This is a genomic window from Roseofilum capinflatum BLCC-M114 (genome assembly GCF_030068505.1).
GTDB lineage: Bacteria > Cyanobacteriota > Cyanobacteriia > Cyanobacteriales > Desertifilaceae > Roseofilum > Roseofilum capinflatum.
This window is the reverse complement of record NZ_JAQOSO010000109.1, coordinates 1-15028: the sequence shown is the minus strand read 5'-3', so window position 1 is coordinate 15028 and position 15028 is coordinate 1. Positions and strand designations below refer to the sequence as shown.

Annotated in this window: 18 protein-coding genes; 8 read left to right on the top strand and 10 right to left on the bottom strand. The window is 45.2% G+C overall.

Annotated features, from left to right (window positions below):
- Positions 1–130 precede the first annotated feature (130 nt).
- Positions 131–1762 carry a CocE/NonD family hydrolase gene (locus PMG25_RS20965; RefSeq protein WP_283768845.1) on the top strand — a complete coding sequence of 544 codons (1632 nt, stop codon included), beginning with the start codon at positions 131–133 and terminating at the stop codon, positions 1760–1762.
- Positions 1763–2098: 336 nt separating this feature from the next.
- Here PMG25_RS20965 and PMG25_RS20960 read toward each other — a convergent pair whose 3' ends face one another.
- The 7 genes from PMG25_RS20960 to PMG25_RS20930 form a co-directional block, all read right to left on the bottom strand.
- Positions 2099–3268 (bottom strand): GspE/PulE/PilB domain-containing protein, encoded by a 1170-nt coding sequence (locus PMG25_RS20960; RefSeq protein WP_283768844.1) that lies wholly within the window; start codon positions 3266–3268, stop codon positions 2099–2101.
- 196 nt (positions 3269–3464) lie between these two features.
- Positions 3465–4592: a HetZ-related protein 2 gene (locus tag PMG25_RS20955; protein WP_283768843.1), complete on the bottom strand. Its 1128-nt coding sequence runs from the start codon at positions 4590–4592 to the stop codon at positions 3465–3467.
- Positions 4593–4604: 12 nt separating this feature from the next.
- Entirely contained in the window at positions 4605–5174 is a 570-nt protein-coding gene (locus PMG25_RS20950; protein ID WP_283768842.1) for a GNAT family N-acetyltransferase, read from the bottom strand.
- A 51-nt stretch (positions 5175–5225) separates the two neighbouring features.
- The gene (locus PMG25_RS20945) at positions 5226–5432 is read right to left on the bottom strand and encodes a hypothetical protein (protein WP_283768841.1); all 207 of its coding nucleotides are present in this window, start codon (positions 5430–5432) and stop codon (positions 5226–5228) included.
- 1 nt (position 5433) lies between these two features.
- Entirely contained in the window at positions 5434–6132 is a 699-nt protein-coding gene (locus PMG25_RS20940) for a hypothetical protein (RefSeq protein ID WP_283768840.1), read from the bottom strand.
- A gap of 288 nt (positions 6133–6420) precedes the next feature.
- On the bottom strand, positions 6421–6573 hold the full coding sequence (gene pirA, locus PMG25_RS20935; protein WP_283768839.1) for an arginine synthesis PII-interacting regulator PirA: 153 nt from the start codon (positions 6571–6573) through the stop codon (positions 6421–6423).
- 234 nt (positions 6574–6807) lie between these two features.
- On the bottom strand, positions 6808–7605 hold the full coding sequence (locus tag PMG25_RS20930; protein WP_283768838.1) for a DUF928 domain-containing protein: 798 nt from the start codon (positions 7603–7605) through the stop codon (positions 6808–6810).
- A 300-nt stretch (positions 7606–7905) separates the two neighbouring features.
- On the opposite strand from PMG25_RS20930, the gene panB reads away from it, so the two are divergent.
- Both panB and PMG25_RS20920 read left to right on the top strand, forming a co-directional pair.
- On the top strand, positions 7906–8679 hold the full coding sequence (gene panB / locus PMG25_RS20925) for a 3-methyl-2-oxobutanoate hydroxymethyltransferase (protein WP_283768837.1): 774 nt from the start codon (positions 7906–7908) through the stop codon (positions 8677–8679).
- A gap of 128 nt (positions 8680–8807) precedes the next feature.
- On the top strand, positions 8808–9716 hold the full coding sequence (locus PMG25_RS20920; protein WP_283768836.1) for a glycosyltransferase: 909 nt from the start codon (positions 8808–8810) through the stop codon (positions 9714–9716).
- 172 nt (positions 9717–9888) lie between these two features.
- Here the strand turns inward: PMG25_RS20920 and PMG25_RS20915 are convergent, their stop codons facing one another.
- The gene (locus PMG25_RS20915; RefSeq protein WP_347178902.1) at positions 9889–10242 is read right to left on the bottom strand and encodes a DUF433 domain-containing protein; all 354 of its coding nucleotides are present in this window, start codon (positions 10240–10242) and stop codon (positions 9889–9891) included.
- A 181-nt stretch (positions 10243–10423) separates the two neighbouring features.
- On the opposite strand from PMG25_RS20915, the gene PMG25_RS20910 reads away from it, so the two are divergent.
- From PMG25_RS20910 to PMG25_RS20890, 5 genes are all read left to right on the top strand, one after another.
- On the top strand, positions 10424–10726 hold the full coding sequence (locus PMG25_RS20910) for a hypothetical protein (protein WP_283768834.1): 303 nt from the start codon (positions 10424–10426) through the stop codon (positions 10724–10726).
- Positions 10719–11102, top strand: a complete 384-nt coding sequence (locus tag PMG25_RS20905) for a type II toxin-antitoxin system VapC family toxin (RefSeq protein ID WP_347178899.1) — start codon at positions 10719–10721, stop codon at positions 11100–11102. Before PMG25_RS20910 ends, PMG25_RS20905 begins: the two co-directional genes overlap by 8 nt.
- Before the next feature lie 111 nt (positions 11103–11213).
- The gene (locus tag PMG25_RS20900; protein ID WP_283768833.1) at positions 11214–11453 is read left to right on the top strand and encodes a type II toxin-antitoxin system Phd/YefM family antitoxin; all 240 of its coding nucleotides are present in this window, start codon (positions 11214–11216) and stop codon (positions 11451–11453) included.
- On the top strand, positions 11450–11833 hold the full coding sequence (locus tag PMG25_RS20895; RefSeq protein ID WP_283768832.1) for a type II toxin-antitoxin system VapC family toxin: 384 nt from the start codon (positions 11450–11452) through the stop codon (positions 11831–11833). The genes PMG25_RS20900 and PMG25_RS20895 overlap by 4 nt, the downstream gene beginning before the upstream one ends.
- A 123-nt stretch (positions 11834–11956) precedes the next feature.
- Positions 11957–12430 (top strand): type II toxin-antitoxin system VapC family toxin, encoded by a 474-nt coding sequence (locus PMG25_RS20890; protein ID WP_283768831.1) that lies wholly within the window; start codon positions 11957–11959, stop codon positions 12428–12430.
- A gap of 248 nt (positions 12431–12678) precedes the next feature.
- Here the strand turns inward: PMG25_RS20890 and PMG25_RS20885 are convergent, their stop codons facing one another.
- Both PMG25_RS20885 and PMG25_RS20880 read right to left on the bottom strand, forming a co-directional pair.
- Complete coding sequence (locus tag PMG25_RS20885) at positions 12679–13824, bottom strand: Fic family protein (RefSeq protein ID WP_283768830.1); 1146 nt, start codon at positions 13822–13824, stop codon at positions 12679–12681.
- Positions 13825–14042: 218 nt separating this feature from the next.
- The gene (locus PMG25_RS20880; protein ID WP_283768829.1) at positions 14043–14756 is read right to left on the bottom strand and encodes a PEP-CTERM sorting domain-containing protein; all 714 of its coding nucleotides are present in this window, start codon (positions 14754–14756) and stop codon (positions 14043–14045) included.
- Positions 14757–15028: the final 272 nt, after the last annotated feature.

Below are 15028 nucleotides of genomic sequence, written 5' to 3'. Positions count from 1 at the left end.
CTACGGCTGGGTAGGATGAGCAAGGTCAAGTGAGAAACGTAAGGTTTACTCCGATCGCCTTGCCCACCGTACACTATCTATTAGGTGTAGTGGCTGCACTGTTCTCCAGTCCTAACGTTTCTAGGCAATTATGTTAACTCTGCGTCCCAAACAAACAGCATCCCTGATCGCTCGTGATGGAGTCAGACTCGATGCTGATATTTATCAACCGGAAGGAGAGGGCCCCTATCCGGTGCTGCTGATGCGGCAACCCTATGGTCGGGAAATTGCCTCGACGGTGGTCTATGCTCACCCCCAATGGTATGCGGCCCATGGCTATATTGTGGTGATTCAAGATGTGCGCGGTCGGGGAACGTCCCAAGGGGAGTTTCACCTGTTTACCCATGAAGTCGAAGATGGTATTGATACGATTAATTGGGCGGCCCAACTGCCTGGAAGTACGGGAGAGGTGGGTATGTATGGGTTTTCTTATCAGGGAATGACCCAATTGTATGCGGCTTCAGGGAAACCGAAAGCGCTTAAAACCCTCTGTCCGGCGATGATTGCTTATGATTTATATGCAGATTGGGCCTATGAAGGGGGAGCCTTTTGTTTGGCGGGTAATTTAGGTTGGGCCCTGCAATTAGCGGCTGAAACGGCACGATTAAAAAAAGATGCGATCGCCCATCAAATTCTCTACAGTGCCTCCCGAAATCTTCCCATCCATGGCCGAGAACCGCGCTTAGATGAAACCTTGCGGAAATATTGCCCCGATGCTTTTTATCACCGGTGGTTAGAGCATCCGGAACTGGATGAGTATTGGCAAGACTTATCGCCGAATTTAGATGGTGTGGATTTACCCATGCTCCATATTGGGGGCTGGTTCGATCCCTATTTGCGGGGCACGTTGCGCTGGTATCATCAGTTGGCTGGTCGCAGTAGTTATCCCCAACATCTCATCATCGGCCCCTGGGCCCATCTCCCTTGGGGGCGTAAGGTGGGAGAATTGGATTATGGGGCGGCCGCCGGGAGTCCTATTGATATGATTCAGGTGAATTGGTTTAATCAGTTTCTCAAGGGTCAGGATACGGGACGGTTGGATATGCCTCCAATTTCGGTGTTTGAGATGGGAAGTAACCGATGGCGATCGCTCTCTCAATGGCCCTCCCATTCCCCAAAGTCCTATTATCTCTCCAGTACGGGACTGGCCAATATCAGCGATAAAGAGGGCTTTTTGATCGAAAATCTGCCCCCTAATGACAGTGTAGATCGCTGGGTTCATGACCCCTGGCGACCGTTTCCGGCTTTGGGAGGCCATGTGTATAGTCCCTTTGGAGCTTGCGATCGCTCCTTACTCGAATGTCGCACCGATACCGTGACCTATACCAGCGAACCCTTAACAGAACCTGTCTGTATTTTAGGAGAGGCGATCGTTGAAGTTTATGCCCAAGCCTCGACTCACAGCTTTGACCTGTGCGCCATCCTCTCGGAAGTCAAACCCGATGGTCGAGTTTATAACTTTACCCAAGGCTATCTCTGTGTCAATCAAACCCAAACCCCCCTACAAATCCACTTACAATCGACCTGTATACAATTACCTGTTGGCAGTAGTCTGCGTTTAAGTTTAAGTGGGGCTTGTTTCCCTGCTTACCCGGTGAATCCGGGTACAGGACAATGTGGGGCCCAAAGTCGTTTAATTGATGCTCAGGTGATTACCTTCACCCTTCAATCAGGTGGCGCTTGTCCCTCCCGACTCCTCTTACCCCTAGAATCAAGTTTTTAAACTCTTTTTCCCAATTCCCTTCGATCCCCGTAGTCATTGTTACTATATCTCAGAAGAGGGGGAGCTAAGATAGCTGTGGCTACAGGATAAGCTCGAAAACAACTGCCTCCTTCTGGTTATAGAGGGGAGGCAGTTGTTTTTCACTGCTTTGGGCTAATTCGTTATATCAAGTCCGGTTTCCGCAAGCGGACATGAAAATGAGTTAAACTAGCGGGCAAGATGCCCGCACTCCCTCAATTATTTGATATTACTGGAGTGGGAGCATCTTGCTCCCTACATTTTTAATTATGGTATTCAAGCGGATTTGATATTAGATCCAATCCGGCTGAATTGGATCTAAGTCTCGGATTTCTGATTTAACTTTTCAGAGCGTAACGCTTGTAAATCCTGAACTTGTGCCGTTAAATGAACTAAGATCTGATTTAAGCTGGTGAGGGATTCTAATTCTTTGCCCGATAACTGGGTATCGCCATGGGCGCGATCGCGCAGATCGTTTAACTTCTTCTGTAACTGTTGGGCGATCGTCAAAGCATCTCTACCCATCGTCGTAATCTGCTGCCGTTGGTGAAATTTCAACGCAGCTCCTCGCAACACTTGCAGCGTTGCATCTTCCCCATGTTTACCGGGCATCACCCGCAAACGTAATAATAAGCGCTCTTGGTTATAATACCGTTCGAGTTCTACCTCTTTGACCGTTTTCACCGGAATTAACGGTAAGCGGCTGAGTAATTTTAGCTCATGAATCACGCCCTGAAACTGGTCTAAAGGTAAATTATCTAATACAGATTGGACGACACCATTTAAGCTCCATAATACTCGCCCATGGTGAGGATGGCGCTCAAAAAATAGTCGCCCAATCCCCCCCACTAAGACTCGACTGAGCAATTCTTGCCAGAGGATGGAGGGGGGTAGGGTAGCCAGTCTTTCTACTGGACTGGATAAATACTGAGCTTGGATGTTTAATTCGGGTAAGCCTTTAATCGGTTTGAGGGGCGCAACGGAAGGAGGTGGTTTAGCCGTTGAGTCAGACTCAGGAGCCTCATTCTGTACTAAATTGAGTCCCTCGTCTGCATCTAAGACTAACGTCGGTCGATTTTGCCAATGGTCTGATTCCGCATTTCCCTGGTATCTAGAGGGGGGAGCTGGGGATGAAGAGAGTTCTGGCAGGGCAGGAGGCGGTTGTTGTTGGGAGCTAATATGATTGAGATAGGCTTTGAGGATCGATTGATGTAGATCTGAGGAAATTTTCTGCGTCACAATGGAGCATCGCAGGTAAGATAGAATTTGACGGCAATAATTGAGGGCGCTGTTATCTTCTGGATCGACCATCCCTAATCTGAGCCGACTTCCTTCTAAGGCTAGGGGAAGCACTTGATGATACAAACAGGCTTCAAAGGACAGGGCGCGATCGAGTAGGGGAAAAATGCGATCGCTGTCAATATTCAGATGAGAAGTGGAAGAAGAATGAAAGGAAGGAGAGGGTAAGCTCATGATCGGTGCTGGCATAATGATGAGGACGCTGGGCAAGGGTAAGGGATAGTTGAGTGTTGACAGTTATCTATTCAAGTAGATCGCACAACTGGGATCGATGCCCTGATTTTCCCGATCCAAGGGCTGCTTAATGGCTAGTTAATAGGATTGTGACGCACCCTTGAGAACTTGCACCCCGATCGCATAACTGAGAGATTTAAGGTAAAAACACTTAGGGATTCCGGAGAGATTGGGCGGCTAAGTATAGCTTACTCCATTCTGCTATGACTTGAGTGGTTTTCCAGTTTAAGATTTCGCCAATTTCATGGGGTGGGGTTTGCTCTTTGAGCAGTTCGAGTAACTGTTTTTGGGTGGGGGTAAGGCTGTCCCAATAGGTTTGCCATTGGCTGGGGGTTAAGCCTAGACTGTGGTCTTCTAAGGAAATTTCTAGCCAATGGCTGACTAATTCGGGTTGCTGTTTAAGGGCGAAGATGCGAATGGCATGATAGCTGACTTTTTCTCGCAGGCGATAGACTTGTTTAACTGAGAGATCCAGGAGGGTAGAAATTTCTTCTTGGGTGCGTCCTTGAAGATAGAATTGCAGCCAATTCGCGGCTTTTTCTCCTAGGGTTTCATAGAGGTAGGCTTGAAATTCTTTGGCGACGGCTTTTCGATAACGTTGTTGTTGTAGATAGGCTTGGGTGTCTTTGTATTCGGCGATCGCCTGCCGATCTAAGAGACTAATGGGATCGTCACTGTCTTCTGAGGTCAGTTCTTCGGAAATGAGCCGCACTAAGTTACCCGTGGGAATATTGGTCATTCCTCCGCGCTGGGTACGCCGCAGATAGTTCAGAAACCGATAGAGCAGCAGGGGTTGATTGCGGATCGGGCGCAGGCAATATTCTTCTAAGGTGGCTAAAATGAGGGTGTTTTGGAGCCATCGCTGGGGGGTAATCTGTTGGATTAATCCCATTTGTTGTTTGAGGTAGTGATCGCTCTGTAATAATTCCTGAATTACTTCTTGAAGCACATCTACGACGCTGCGCTGGCGATCGCGACTTAAGGCAACCCAGGTGCGAATTTTGTTACGAATTAAAAATAAGCTGGCTAACCGCTTCATCAGCTTTTTGTAAGCGACTTCCGGGGGCACTCCTAAATATCTTTTTTGTAAAATTCGATAACGATAATCCATGGCTGCTACGGCAATCTCCCAATCTTCTGAATTAAGATCCAGCAAGCGATCGGGATTTTCTCCGATTAACCAATCAATAATGCTCTGATGAACCTCCTGAGAATAATCAGAACATTCAACTTGAAGACGCGATCGCCAATCATCTGTTAATTGTTTCAGAACGCTCATCAGACTCACCGCTTAGAGACGTTTTTGCAAAAATAGACGTTTCGGTTTCCCCAGCAGCAGGGTACTCCAACTGAGTTCCACCTGGTGCAGACGATAACCCACCTTATAGTAGAGACACCGCGCAGGATGGTTATTCTCCAAAACATGAAGATAAATTTCTTCACATCCCCATTTCAACGCCGTTTGTTCACAATGCTCCAGCAGTTGTTGAGCTAACCCTTGATGGCGGTCTTCTGGTTTGACCGCTAAATTGGAAATATAAGGATATTGAGACCATTGACTCCAATCTGACCAAGACCGCAAGGAAACTTCTACCATTCCCGCTAACCGCTCTGGTTGCTCTCGACTGACTTCGGGTTTGCCTGAGTGTCCTTGATACACAGCTACCCAACAACCATAGTAGGGAGAAGCGGTGCGCCATCGTTGTTTCAAATCTTCATAAATTCCCCAACGAACCAACAGGCTCAACCAACGAAACCAAATTTTCCACCCTTTGAAAGTGTGGAAACATTCAGCTAAGAGGTCACTGAGACCTTTAAGATCTTGGATTTGAGCCATACGGATGGCATAGGGATCAGGCATTCAGAATTAGGATTTTATGGCATTGTGACCGAGTTTCAGGAGAAGGGAAGGTCAGGAGTGAGGGGATCGATCTTGTTCCAAGGCGATCGCCTGCATATGACAACGCAGGGGTAAACTCTCCTGAAGTTGTTCTTCGAGGGACTGCCCGACCGGCCGACCAGGTAATCCTAAAGGAAGACTACCATAATAGGGTAGGAGTAATCCGATCACCATCACCCACAAGAGGGGCGTAAATTCTAGCCGAGCAGAAGATGGCATCCTAAAAGGTTTGCATCGGTTCAGGGGTGGGTGAAAAGTTAGGGGAGAAGGATTCATCAGTAGCTCCTGACGCTTGAGGGTTTACGTTGAAGTATATGGTTCGGATATCGGTGGGTAAGGTGGCTTCTAGGGAAGCTAGTCCTTGTTGTAATTGGGTTTTTACCTGGAAGGGAGAAATGGATTCTCCTTCTGCTTGTAAATAAGCGGCTATCCGGGTTTCACTCCAGTGGAAGGTCTGAGAGAGCAGAATCATTAACCGCATGATGGGTTCTAATTGATCCATCGCTTGCTCGACATAACACCAGAGGGGGGGGGAACACTCTTGGAGGTTGTAATAAATAGATTCAACTGGAGGTAGCTCCATATTGTTTATACAGAAGGCAGTGAAGTTAATCAGCGCATTTTGTAAGGTGAGGGGCGACTCACCCGGTTGAGGGGTGGCTCCATGTAAATGGAGTCCTCCGAGTTCATAGTAGATATGTCGCCAGGTGCAAGCAAATAGATAATCTGCTTGTACGGGCGATCGCGCCCAATGGGAAATTAGAGTATAAACAATGGGGTTATAGCGACAAAAGATGGCTGTAAAGTATCGCCCTGACTCCGGATGGCGCTGAAATAAGGTGAGCAATTCTTGATCGCTGTAGTGAGCCAGGGACTCAATTAGGGGATGCTGGGTTTCAGGAAACTGGGGCAAATCCATTGCTTTGTTGCTCTCAAGCTTGCAAATAGGGAATGGGGAATGGGGAATAGGCAATAAACTATGGTAGCTATATTTCTTTGATTAAGCCATGTTGTCACGTTTTTGGTGGTTAGGATAAACTCATGGTTTATTGTATCGCTGAGAACTCAGGATTGGTAATCCATTGGCGAACTAAAGAGGCGCTTCCTATCATATCTAGACAGGAAGCGCCCCTACAAGCTACAGGTGTTATGCGTCAGTGTTGATTAAGTTTTGATTGTGAATCAGGGGATTGCTAACAATCGAGCTTTAACCTAGATAGTCAGCTTCAGCTTCTAGCTGACGGACTAAAGACATATCGCCTTTCGTGCGAGCAACTTCTAATCTGTGCTGTAAGTTTTTCCGTAGGTTGTCTTTATGGGCTTGTGCCGCTTCTTGGAGTTTTTGACGTTTTTTGTTCATGGTAAACATTTTTTTTAGCTTCGATAAGGTAAAGGTGCTTTCTTTTAAGATAACTGATTTAAGGTTAAACCGTAGCCTAAGTTACAAAAATTTAATAAAAGTCTCCCAGTCTTGACTAAATAGACAAAAAATGCTATTCAGCCGACCTATGAATGGGGCGATCGCTGGCCTGATTCGAGCCTCAGTCGGATATATACCCACTATCAGATTAAGAGTTGAATGGGGGGAGTTGAACTATTGGCTTAAACTGAGAACTTTTGGCTGGGAAGGATTAATAACGGGTAATAGATGTTGAAGTTCGATTTCCTGAGCCGCAAATAGGGTATTTAAGTTCAGGGGAATGTTAGGGTTATGGGGATAAGCTTCGATGAGGGTTTGTAGGAGGTCATACCAGATGCCATTTTGGGTATAGAAGCGAATTTTATCGGCGATCGCCCCTTCTCCTACTTCTTGTTGTTGGGTTGCCTCTAGCGGAATCCGTTTGATCCCTGTCGTCACATAATCAACCCATTGTCCATGGCAGTTCAATTGGAAAGAGACAGCATAGACCTGATTAACCTCCAAGGTCGGTGAATTGGGTAAGTCAGCGAGATTAACCGCGACCAATCCGGACTGTTGTTTTAGAGCTAATTTTGCTTTATCAATCCGATTACCCATTTCATCCTCCAAAACCAACTCCGCAAGGTCTACTTGATTGGGAGGAACATAGAAATACAGGGTAGGAGAAGCTTGAGTGGTCAGACCAAAGACATTAATGGGCACTAAGGAAGTCAAGGGTTGATAGTCATGATTGGCAGTTCCCACGCAGCCGGTACGACTCCCCGCAGCACCGCGACGGCCTGGGAGACCCGGAGGTGGCTCTTCCCAGTTTTGCTGTTGGGGAACATAGACCACTTGTTCACCTTCTGAAGAGGGCTGGGCGAATGTGGGCGATCCATCCAAGTTTAAGGATAAACCAACTAAGGAGGAAATAGTGGCGATCGCCATACACCGTCGGCATAAGGTTGAGGATAAAGAAAGGAAGTCAAACATAGGTAGATTTCCACTGAGCAAAAGAAAGACAATTGAAGCGCATAAACCCTGCTAACCCTGGAGATCTTATCATTCCCCGTGTCAGCACTGAAGCGTCTTTAATTGCTAACTACAGCACTTGCCCGGAAAATTACAGGATTTTCTCAGAAAGTTAAGGATCTCTTTAGAATTGGAGGGCAAGAGAGTCAAGCCTTTTTCCCAGGAGGGGCAAAAACTTCTAAAATAAGAAGGGCTTCTGGGAAAACTCCATAGACTGGCCCAGGGTTCCTTTCTTTAATTGTGACATAAGGGTAATCGTAAATGGCGATCGCAACCAGCCAATTAGTAAAACGTAAACATCAAGGTCATCCCCTTGTGATGCTGACGGCCTGGGATTATCCATTTGCCCAATTGCTGGATCAAGCTGGAGTGGATTTGATTTTAGTGGGAGATTCTCTAGCGATGGTGGCTTTAGGTCACCCGACTACCTTACCGGTGACCCTAGACCAGATGATTTATCATACTCAAGCGGTCTGTCGAGGGGTAAAACAGGCTTTGGTGGTCTGCGATCTGCCGTTTATGAGCTATCAGGAAGGCCCCATTCAGGCCTTAAGGTCGGCGGGTCGGGTGTTGAAGGAAACTGAAGCGGGGGCGGTGAAACTGGAGGGGGGCTATCCGGAAATGATCGAGGTGGTTCACCGTTTGAGTTTAAGTGGTATTCCGGTGGTGGGTCATGTGGGGGTAACGCCTCAATCTGTCCATCGACAGGGTTATCGAAGACAGGGAAAGGAAGAAGCGGAAGGGGAAAGGATTTTACAGGAGGCGATCGCCCTTGCGGAAGCTGGAGCCTTTACGGTTATCCTGGAAAATATCACTTATGAGTTAGCAAAAAAAATTACTCAAACTGTTCCTATTCCCACCATTGGCATTGGCGCAGGGCCCCACTGTGATGGCCAAGTTTTGGTCACCAGCGATGTTTTAGGACTCTCCAGTTGGCAACCGCCGTTTGCTAAAGTCTATACGAATCTCCAAAAGACCATTACTGATGCGGTGAAAACCTTTAGTCAGGAGGTGCGCGATCGGCAGTTCCCTTAACCTATCCTGTATAGCATTTTTAAATCAGTTATCAACCATGGCCCCTCATCCCCTAACCCCTTCTCCCGCAGGAGAAGGGGGAAAGTCCCTCTCCCAGTGGGAGAGGGATATAGGGAGAGGGCAAGATTTTGCTGATTGACCAATCTATCAAAATGCTCTATCTACTGATCGTTAACTATTACTCCAGCGACTTAATTCTGGCGCTACTCCAGTCTATTCCAGAAGCCGATCGCGCTAACCTGAAAATGATCATCGTCAACAACTCTCCTGGCGATCGCACCCTGCACCCCCTCAGCCAAACCTACCCCAACTTAACCCTGCTCACTGCTCCGGAAAACCTGGGCTTTGGGGGCGGTTGTAATTTAGGCTTAAATTGGATCTATGAACGCGATCGCCAGAGCTTAGTGTGGTTAATTAATCCTGATACCACCCTAGCCGATGCTGCCATTGACTACATTCAAACCTGCTTTCAAGAGCATCCGAACCTAGCCATTTTAGGCACTCAAATTCAAGACAGCCACGGCAACCCCTGGTTCACCCAAGGACAATTTAATCGATGGCTTGGCTCGCTCCCCCATCAACACCCTATTTCCCCCTCAGAACACCCGACTTCTAAAATCTTCCCCTCGCGCTGGGTATCTGGATGTAGCCTAATTCTCAATTTAGCTCGATTTCCCTCTTGTCCCCAATTCGATCGCCATTACTTCCTCTACTATGAAGATAATGATCTATGCGAGCGCTATTTTCAGCAAGGATACGCGATCGCCGTCACTCAAGCCATTTTAGTCACTCATCAAGTCTCTGCTACGAGCCAAAAAAATATCAAAGCCAAACTCCATCACGCCACCTATAGCAAACTCTACTTCTTACAGCAACATGGAACCGCTTTAGCCTTACTCTTAAATTTAGGATACCTGAGCCTAAAACTGATCGCTGATTGGATGAAGCAAAATGGCGATCAATACCAAGGACGTTGGCAAGGATTACAGCAATTTTTGAGATCAAGTTGGGTATTTATCTTCATCAACCTATTCTGACGAGCGATCGCCAATGGAGTCATCTAAATCTCAATGTTGAAGTTCGGCTTGTGCGATCATGAACCTTTGGGGCGATCGCTCCCCCAGCTACAGTGGAACATGAACAATACGGTTTTCATAATCGGCAGGATCTCCAGCTAGAGCGATTAGAACCAGATCATCTAAAGTTTCATCAAGGAGATACTGAATAGTCATGGTTTCTCTTGAGTTGGCGTTTTTGTTCTTCTCTCAATTGGCGAAGCTTGAGGATAAAGTCTGGGGGATTTTCGTCTTGTTCCCGTTCTGATTTTGCACAATAATCGAGCCAATCTGACATATATTGGCTAATCTTTTCGCGATCGCACAAATAGTACAAGATCGTGGCATAAACTTGGTCAAGGGTTAAAGTGGGATAGGTTTTAGCAATTTGCTCTGCTGTCCGATGACGATAGATATATTCGTAGAGTACGCTTTCAATTCCGATACGGGAGCCTTTAATGCGGATATCGTTGGGGGTAAGGATGTTAAAAAAGTCTTCTAGTTGCATGGTATTGGGCGATCGCACGTCATTCGCTGCTTCTAGTATAGGCGATCGCCTGGCTTGCTGATGATGCCCACAGATGATGCTAGAATTGGGTTACCCACACTTAGACTACCGAGATTATGGTCAGTGTCACTGTCGAGCAAATCCAGCAAGATCCTTTAAAATACTTACACTAAGTGGAAGAATGACTGAACTTACCTTAGACAAACCGGAATTCAAGCAACTCCTGAAAGCTACCATTCGGGAATTAATCCAAGAAGAAAGAGAGATGTTTTCTGAACTGCTGGTAGAAGCGCTAGAAGATATTGCCATGGAAAAGGCCATTAAGGAAGGAGAGAACAGTGAAGTCGTCAGTCGCGATGAAATCTTTAAGATGCTGACTTCTGTAGAAAAAGCTCAAGCTCTGTTTAGACAGTATGTTCCTGAAGGTCGAACTCTTTCTGAAGAGTTGATTGCTGAACGGAAACAGGAGAAGAGCGTTGAGTGAAGTGGTGGTTGATGCTTCGGCTATTTTAGCGTTGCTCAATCAAGAAAAGGGTAGTGAAGAAGTTACGCGATTTATCGGTAAGGCAGCCATTAGTAGCGTGAATTTATCTGAAGTAATTGCTAAGTTAGCAGAATTGAATATTCCTGAAGATGTAATTACCAAAATTTTGTCGAATTTAAGGCTTGAAGTGATTCCGTTTAGTGAAGAACAAGCGTTACAAGCGGGTATGCTGCGTCCCGTTACGAAGTCACTGGGTTTATCATTAGGAGACCGCGCTTGTCTGGCACTGGGTATTTCTCTTCATCAACCCGTTCTGACGAGCGATCGCCAATGGAGTCATCTAAATCTCAATGTTGACGTTCAGCTCGTGCGTTAGTGGACTCTCGCACGTTATTCGCTGCTTCTAGTATAGGCGATCGCCTGGCTTGCTGATGATGCCCACAGATGATGCTAGAATTGGGTTACCCACACTTAGACTACCGAGATTATGGTCAGTGTCACTGTCGAGCAAATCCAGCAAGATCCTTTAAAATACTTACACCAAGTGGAAGCTGGTGAAGCATTAGTTATTGTTCGTGGCGATCGACCTATTGCCGAGCTTAAACCGATTAAACCGCAAAAGGGAGAGTTACGACCCTTTGGTTTATGTGCTGGAGAGTTTGTTGTACCCGATGACTTTGATGCACCCTTACCTGAAGATATCCTAAGTGCTTTTGAGGGAAAATGAGAGTTCTACTCGATACTCATATTTTCTTGTGGTTTATTAGTGGCGATCGCCGATTATCCATACAGCACCTAGAAATTATTCGCAATCTCGATAATCAGATTTACTTAAGTGTCGTGTCTATTTGGGAGGCAATTGTCAAGTACCAGTTGGGAAAGCTACCCTTTCCAGAAAATCCTGCTATCTATCTTCCCAAACAACGTGATCGGCATCAAATCATTAACCTCGATCTGGATCAAGCGAGTGTTGTTCAACTGGTTAACTTACCTCCTCTACATCGCGATCCTTTTGATCGGATGCTAATTTGTCAAGCTCTACACCACAATTTAACTCTTTTGACCATCGATGCAACACTTTATCCTTACCCAATCAATACAATTTAAGGCGATCGCACGTCATTCGCTGCTTCTAGTATAGGCGATCGCTCCCTTGCAGGTCTGAGAGTGGCGATCGCTCCTTGTCCACATCATACAATGCTATAGTTTGACTAATACATTTAGATTGATATGGCTAAAACTGTATATATTGAAACCAGTTGTGTGGGTTATCTAACCGTCAGACCCAGCAATAATCTGATTGTTATGGCAAATATGGAAATTACCCGAAGGTGGTGGGAGGAACGTCGAGAGAAGTTTAACCTTTATATTTCGCAGGTGGTTTGGGATGAAGCGAGTCAAGGGGATAGTGAAATGGTAAAAAGGAGACTAGAAATTATACAGGATATTCCATTACTCAACATTACCGAAACAGCACGGGAATTAGGAATACAATTTTTAACGAGAAGTAATTTACCAGCTAAAGCATCTGATGATGCCATACATATTGCAGTGGCTACGGTTCACCAATTGGATTATATGCTAACCTGGAATTGTAAACACATTGCAAATGCCCAGATTCAGAGAAAACTGGCGGAAATTTGTAGCGATTTTGGATATCAGCTACCTGTAGTTTGTACACCCTATGAGTTAATGGCAGAGTAGAATTTATGTGGGAAGATGAAGTTTTAGAAGAATTGTACAAAATTCGAGAAGAACATTCTAAAGCGTTCAACTATGATTTTAATGCTATCTTTGCTGACTGGCAGAAGAGACAGGAGAGTAGCGGTAAGGAGTTGGTTTCTTTGGAATCAACCAAGAATCTTAATGTTGCTCATTCTACAGCAGAATCATAGCGATCGCTCCCCCACAGCTCAGAAAGAGGCGATCGCCACTGTTACTGCTTATAACTTCTAGTCTCGAAAAACATCTAGATAGGGAGCATAGGAAAAGGCTCGATTTCGTTTTTTTCCAGTAATTTCTTGCAGAATTCCAATACCACAAAGCTCCTTGATTAAAGCATTAGCATTTTGATATTTTATATTAGTAATTTCTATGACGCTCTCTACAGTAAAAATAGGTTTGAAGTAAAGACTCTCAAGCAATGCGATCGCATTAGCAGCTCTACGCCCCATTTGCGCGAGTACCAACTGGCGATGTTCTTCTTTCAAGTTAACTATTTTTCGAGCAGTAGCAGCAGCTTCTTGAGCTACTTCATAAATTCCACGCAGGAAAAACTTGAGCCAATTTTCCCAGTTTCCACGATCTCTAATGTCCTGAAGGTAATTGTAATATTGAGATCGGTATTTCTTAAAGTAGTAAGAAATATAAAGTAGTGGACGCTGAAGGATATTTTGTTCACACAATAGAAAAGTAATTAAAAGCCGTCCTGTTCTGCCATTACCATCCAAAAAAGGATGAATCGTTTCAAATTGAGCATGAGCTAATCCAACTTTGATCAGCGTAGGCATGGGTTGAGAGCTATGCAAAAACTTTTCTAAATTATCTAAAGCTTTGAGCATTTCATGGGGAGGTGGTGGTACATAAGTTGCATCTTTTAAAGAACATCCTCCTGTACCAATCCAATTTTGGCTACGACGAAACTCACCTGGATCGCGTTCAGCACCTCTGACTCCTCGCATTAATTTTTCATGAATTTCTCGAATTAATCGTAAAGAAACTGGTAGGTCTTTGAGTCGCTCAAGACCATAATTAATTGCATCAATGTAGTTGACTACTTCAGCAATATCTTGTGGATTCTGTGGTTCTAATGCCTTGGATTCAAATTCTAGAACATCCATTAAAGATGCTTGTGTACCTTCGATTTGACTGGAGAGAACGGCTTCTTTACGGACATACATAAAGACAAACAAATCTGGGTTCGGGAGAGCATCAGTTGCTCCGTCTAAACGACCCAGAGCGCGATCGGCTTGAGATAAAAGATGCCACATCTCCTGATCCATCAAAATTTCTGGCTGAGGTGGTAGAGGATTAGGTATAAAGGCTTGGTATCCTTCTATCTGGTGTACATATTGACCTGCTCTGGTTAAGTGAACCATTATTATCAGTTTCGTTAATACTGCATTGATTTCACTTCTATATTAACGAAAAGAGTCGATTTTCGTTAATAAGGGGAGTTTCAGGACGTTTTATCCCAAGTAACACGCTATATGTAGTGTATTAAGATAAATTGTGACACTAGCGATCGCTCCCCCACAGCTCAGAAAGAGGCGATCGCCATTTGGTAATCTACAGGACTAACATCCCTGCATTGATATTAGTTTCGATGCTTGAGTAACCGGTAAGTCGCGCAGACACTACCCAAAGCCAGTAAACCAAGTATAGAAGAAGGTTCAGGTACAGATTTTGCATCAGGAACAGTGTTTAGAGTCAGCGAAACTTGATCGAATGCACTATCGGAAGAACCGCCTCCGTTACGACTGGCATCAAGAACGACTTGAATTTGGCGAGTGCCCACCGGTAGTATCCTTTCGTCGCCAAAGTAATTCCAATCAAATACATTGTTTACAGGAATATCTAGAAATTCCTCAGACATGAGAAGATTATCACTCTCATCTAAAAACGATAAGGTTGCTGTACCCAAGTCAGATAAGGGCGCAACTAATCGGGATTGGATAAAAAGACTGAAAGTAGAAAATATCTGGCTGCTATCAATCTTTTCAGCAAGATTACTAACATCAATCGATTGAGTTAAAGATTGAGAGTGAGCAGGCCCTAGCCCTCCAGTAAACGAGAAATTGCCAAGGTCTGTACTTTCTGACAATCCCAAGAAACCAAAATTTTGAGCGGGTATTATCTCAATTCCTGTGGTGAGCCATCCACTGGTATCTCCGGTTTCTGCATTACCATTTTGAATCAGTTCAGCACCAAGACTAGCAGCATAGGCGGAATTAACCGGTTGACTTACCAGACTCATCAGGGTTAAGGCTGGAATAAAGGTCAAAAATGAGACCACTGAAGGTCGTTTCATCATGTTTATGTTCTCTTGTGAGATATCAAGATCATCATAATCTATATTTTTATGCAGAATGACTCACTTTGACTCAATTTTGGATTAGCGGGTATTGCTTTATTCGGATCTAAACGCCGTCGTAATATCATGTCCGTTTAAACCGTTGTCATTGCGACCGCAGGGAAGCAATCGCCGAGTTTACCGGGATAGGGGAGATTGCTTCATTCCGCTTCGCTCCATTCGTTATAGTCGATGAGGTAGTCACCTACCCCACCTCTACTTCAAAACCG

Bases quoted from the DNA above. Each gene is read 5' to 3' on its own strand.
- PMG25_RS20965 (WP_283768845.1), top strand. From the start codon at position 131: ATGTTAACTCTGCGTCCCAAACAAACAGCATCCCTGATCGCTCGTGAT.
- PMG25_RS20960 (WP_283768844.1), bottom strand. From the start codon at position 3,268: ATGCCAGCACCGATCATGAGCTTACCCTCTCCTTCCTTTCATTCTTCT.
- PMG25_RS20955 (WP_283768843.1), bottom strand. From the start codon at position 4,592: ATGAGCGTTCTGAAACAATTAACAGATGATTGGCGATCGCGTCTTCAA.
- PMG25_RS20950 (WP_283768842.1), bottom strand. From the start codon at position 5,174: ATGCCTGATCCCTATGCCATCCGTATGGCTCAAATCCAAGATCTTAAA.
- PMG25_RS20945 (WP_283768841.1), bottom strand. From the start codon at position 5,432: ATGCCATCTTCTGCTCGGCTAGAATTTACGCCCCTCTTGTGGGTGATG.
- PMG25_RS20940 (WP_283768840.1), bottom strand. From the start codon at position 6,132: ATGGATTTGCCCCAGTTTCCTGAAACCCAGCATCCCCTAATTGAGTCC.
- pirA (WP_283768839.1), bottom strand. From the start codon at position 6,573: ATGAACAAAAAACGTCAAAAACTCCAAGAAGCGGCACAAGCCCATAAA.
- PMG25_RS20930 (WP_283768838.1), bottom strand. From the start codon at position 7,605: ATGTTTGACTTCCTTTCTTTATCCTCAACCTTATGCCGACGGTGTATG.
- panB (WP_283768837.1), top strand. From the start codon at position 7,906: ATGGCGATCGCAACCAGCCAATTAGTAAAACGTAAACATCAAGGTCAT.
- PMG25_RS20915 (WP_347178902.1), bottom strand. From the start codon at position 10,242: ATGCAACTAGAAGACTTTTTTAACATCCTTACCCCCAACGATATCCGC.
- PMG25_RS20910 (WP_283768834.1), top strand. From the start codon at position 10,424: ATGACTGAACTTACCTTAGACAAACCGGAATTCAAGCAACTCCTGAAA.
- PMG25_RS20900 (WP_283768833.1), top strand. From the start codon at position 11,214: ATGGTCAGTGTCACTGTCGAGCAAATCCAGCAAGATCCTTTAAAATAC.
- PMG25_RS20895 (WP_283768832.1), top strand. From the start codon at position 11,450: ATGAGAGTTCTACTCGATACTCATATTTTCTTGTGGTTTATTAGTGGC.
- PMG25_RS20890 (WP_283768831.1), top strand. From the start codon at position 11,957: ATGGCTAAAACTGTATATATTGAAACCAGTTGTGTGGGTTATCTAACC.
- PMG25_RS20885 (WP_283768830.1), bottom strand. From the start codon at position 13,824: ATGGTTCACTTAACCAGAGCAGGTCAATATGTACACCAGATAGAAGGA.
- PMG25_RS20880 (WP_283768829.1), bottom strand. From the start codon at position 14,756: ATGAAACGACCTTCAGTGGTCTCATTTTTGACCTTTATTCCAGCCTTA.